The organism is Amycolatopsis kentuckyensis (genome assembly GCF_002155975.1).
In the GTDB taxonomy this organism is placed as follows: domain Bacteria; phylum Actinomycetota; class Actinomycetes; order Mycobacteriales; family Pseudonocardiaceae; genus Amycolatopsis; species Amycolatopsis kentuckyensis.
The window spans coordinates 1-3,441 of the sequence record NZ_MUMI01000433.1 but is presented as its reverse complement, the minus strand read 5'-3'; the positions used below and the strand labels follow the sequence as shown (position 1 = coordinate 3,441).

Annotated in this window: 4 protein-coding genes; all 4 read right to left on the bottom strand. The window is 71.9% G+C overall.

Annotated elements, in window-relative coordinates:
* On the bottom strand, nt 1–768 hold a 768-nt coding region (locus CCN39_RS35380; protein ID WP_086849493.1), incomplete at its 3' end, for a TIGR04222 domain-containing membrane protein.
* A gap of 74 nt (nt 769–842) precedes the next feature.
* Entirely contained in the window at nt 843–1,265 is a 423-nt protein-coding gene (gene msrB / locus CCN39_RS35375; protein WP_086849491.1) for a peptide-methionine (R)-S-oxide reductase MsrB, read from the bottom strand.
* A 19-nt stretch (nt 1,266–1,284) separates the two neighbouring features.
* Nucleotides 1,285–1,590, bottom strand: a complete 306-nt coding sequence (locus tag CCN39_RS35370; protein ID WP_208630520.1) for a hypothetical protein — start codon at nt 1,588–1,590, stop codon at nt 1,285–1,287.
* Between the two features lie 53 nt (nt 1,591–1,643).
* Entirely contained in the window at nt 1,644–3,269 is a 1,626-nt protein-coding gene (locus CCN39_RS35365; protein WP_244211144.1) for a serine/threonine-protein kinase, read from the bottom strand.
* Nucleotides 3,270–3,441 lie beyond the last annotated feature (172 nt).

Genomic DNA, 3,441 nt, shown 5'->3' with positions numbered 1-3,441 from the left:
GCGGGCGCGGCTGTCGGTGGCCGGGAGCACCGTGGAGCGGCTGACGGCCAGCCGGACGTCCTTGTCGGGGTGGCTGTCGAACCCGCCGACCGCGACCGCGCCCGCCGGGCCGGCCGTCAGCACGCCGGCGAGCTCGGCGGCGCCGGCCGCGGCCCGCCCGGCGGCGGTGGCCTTGACCTCCGGGGTGCGCGTGGCCCGGGTCGTCACGAAGATGGCGGCGACCGTGCCGAGCACCAGCAGGATCAGCAGGTAGCCGATCGGGTGCCCGGTGGAGCTGCCGGCGATCATCCGGACCACACCGAACACGACCAGCGCCCAGTACGCGACGGCGGTGCCCACCCAGGTCGAGCGGACTTTCCGGGCGTCGACGAGCAGGCCCCGCTCGATCAGTCCGTTCTCCAGGGCGACCAGCGCCGGGTGGTGCCGCACCTCGCGCCGCACGGATTCGACGAGGGTGCCGGTCTTGCCGATCCGGACGAGCGCGGCCCGGCCCAGGTCGTCGGACGCCGAACCCCGGACGCGGTGCACCCGGCCGGTGCCGTCCATCCGGATGATCTGGCGCTCCAGCAGGCGCGCGACGACGAACTCGCCGGCCCGCGTGCGCCCGCCGGTGAGCAGCGCGAGCTCTTCGCCCCGCTCCGGCGCGCCACCGCCGCGGCCGCGCCGCAGGGCACCGAGCCGCAGCGCGGCGGCCAGCGCCGGCAGCAGCAGCAACCCCAGGTAGAGCCCCGCGAACACCGGTCCGGGAATACCCCAGGTGTCGGTCATGAGTCCGCCCTCCCTCGTCCGTGTGCGGAGACTACGTTCGAGGAAGGGCGGCGGGTTGCTCGCTTAAGGGAGATTTAGGACTCGGGCACCAGTTTCAGCGAAATCGAGTTGATGCAGTAACGCTGGTCGGTCGGGGTCGGGTAGCCCTCGCCCTCGAAGACGTGCCCGAGGTGGCTGTGGCAGGAGCCGCAGAGCACCTCGATCCGCTTCATGCCCATGGTGCGGTCCTCGCGCAGCAGGACGGCGTCGGAGTCCGCCGGGTCGAAGAACGACGGCCAGCCGCAGTGGCTTTCGAACTTGGTGTCGCTGCGGAACAGCTCGGCACCGCACGCGCGGCACTCGTAGACCCCGGTGGTCTTCGTGTCGGTGTACTCACCGGTGAACGGCCGTTCGGTCCCCGCCTGGCGGAGCACGGCGTACTCGTCGGGGCTGAGCTGCGCCCGCCATTCCTGCTCGGACTTCACGACACGAGGGGTCGCGCCGACAACGGGTTTCATACCTTTCACCCGATCCACGTTACGCCGCGAGCCAGGCGAGGGCGTGCACCACGATGTCCCATGCGGCCACGATCACGCCGAGCACGATGAGGACCACGATGAAGGCGGACACCCAGTAGCGCAGCCCGCCGAGCCGGTTGCTGGAGTCGGCGAAGTCGGCCACCCCGTCGAGGGCGGCTTCGATGGTGAAGTTGGGGCCGCACCGCTCGATGCGGTCGAGGTGCTCGGCGAACGCGCGCGCCTCCGGGTCGTACGGGTCCAGGCCGACCAGGTCCTCGTGGAAGCGAGGATTCTGGCCCGGCAGCGAAGCTCCGTCGTCGGCCATGCCACCACGGTAGGCCATCCGCGCCGCTCAGCCCACCGGACGCGCGTTACGTCTCAGTTGCCCGAGCTCGCGCCGGCGTCGGCGTTGGCCTTGGTCTGGGCGTCGATGAGCAGCTGCCCGCCGGAGTTCACGATCCGGAACGACCGGGACTCTTCGTGGTCGGGGAAGACCACCGTGGCGGTGATGGTGACCGAGCCGTCGTCGTTGTACGCGCCGCTCGCCCGCTTGGCGCTGACCGACTTGAACTTGCTCCAGTATTCGGTGAAGGCGTCCTGGCTGCCGTAGACCTGCTGGGCCGCGGGCGTGAGCATCGACCAGGAGGCCGCCGCCCCGCTCGGGAAGTCGTAGAACCCGATGATCCGCAGGCCCGCCGGCGTGAATTCGATCTTGCCCGAGGTCGGGGTCCTGCCCAGGTCCGCGGAGACGTTCGAGTTGCTCGGGCTGGTGCCGGGCTTGGACGAGCTCTGGCCCGAGGTCGGCTGGTTGCCCGGCGACTGGGCGGTCTGGTTGCCACCCGAACCGCCGTTGCCCGAGTTCAGCACCAGGAACACGATCACCGCGACCACGACGACCGCGGCGCCGGCCCCGGCGAACACCGCGTACTTGCGCTTGTTGTCCGGTTTCGTCGTGTTCGACGAGTACTGGGGAGCCCTGGCCGTCGGCGCGGCCGCGGGCATCGGTCTGGGCGGGGTGTTCGGCGGCGCGGCCGGAGACCGCATCGGCATGAACGCCGCGGTCGGGCGCGGGGGGTTCGAGGGCGCCTTGTTCGCCGGCACGGGCGTGCCGACCGGCGGGGACGACGGCGCCTTGTTCGCGGTCCGCTGCCACGGCGGCCGTTCGCCGTCCTCCGTCGACGCCGAGGTGGCGGGCTTGCGGCCCGCGCCGCCGGAGAGCAGCGGCGGTGACGCCGTCATGCCGCCCGGCTCGGTGCGGGCCAGCGCGGCCAGCCGCTCGCGGGCCTCGGCCATGCTCGGCCGCTCGCCCGGCTCGCTGCGCAGCAGGCTCATCAGCAGCGCGGTGGCCCCGCCGGCCTGCACCGGCGGGTTGATCTGGCCGTTCGCCGCCGCGTAGAGCAGCGCGAGCTGGTTGGTCGTGTTGCCGTACGGCGTGGTGCCCTCGATCGCCTGGTAGAGGGTCGCGCCGAGGGCGAAGACGTCGGAGCTGGGCACCGGGTCGGCGCCGCGGGCCAGCTCGGGCGCCAGGTAGGCCGGGGTGCCGCCGATCAGGCCGGTCGCCGTCAGCGTCATGTCGCCGGCCGCGCGGGAGATGCCGAAGTCGGTGATCTTCGCGGTGCCGGTCTGGTCGATGAGGATGTTGCCCGGCTTGACGTCGCGGTGCACGATCCCGGCGCGGTGGGCGGCCACCAGCGCGGACGCGACCTGCTCGCCGATCCGGGCCACGCGCCCGAGCGGGAGCGTGCCCTCCTCGGAGAGGATCGTGGAGAGGCTGGGCCCGTCGAGGTACTCCATCACCAGGCACGGGTCGCCGTTGTGCTCGGCGATGTCGAACACCACGATGGCGTTCGGGTGCTGGAACCGGGCCGCGTTCTTCGCCTCGCGCATCGCGCGCTGGCGCATGTTGTCGCGTTCGGTCTCGGAGACACCCGGCTGCGGGAGGATCTGCTTGATCGCGACGGTGCGTTCGAGGCGCACGTCGGTCGCGCGCCACACGACACCCATGGCACCGCTACCAATGTGCTCGACGAGGCGGTAGTGCCCCGCGATCAGCTGACCGGTGTCGATGGCGACTGCTCCTGACGAAATTCCCGGTGGTGGTGGCCCTGCTCAGCGCGGTACCGCTTCGCGCACCCGATCGAGTGTAGCGGTCGGCCCTGTGCTGTTCGCGTCAGCC

Bases quoted from the DNA above. Each gene is read 5' to 3' on its own strand.
- CCN39_RS35365 (WP_244211144.1), bottom strand. From the start codon at position 3,269: ATGGGTGTCGTGTGGCGCGCGACCGACGTGCGCCTCGAACGCACCGTC.
- CCN39_RS35370 (WP_208630520.1), bottom strand. From the start codon at position 1,590: ATGGCCGACGACGGAGCTTCGCTGCCGGGCCAGAATCCTCGCTTCCAC.
- msrB (WP_086849491.1), bottom strand. From the start codon at position 1,265: ATGAAACCCGTTGTCGGCGCGACCCCTCGTGTCGTGAAGTCCGAGCAG.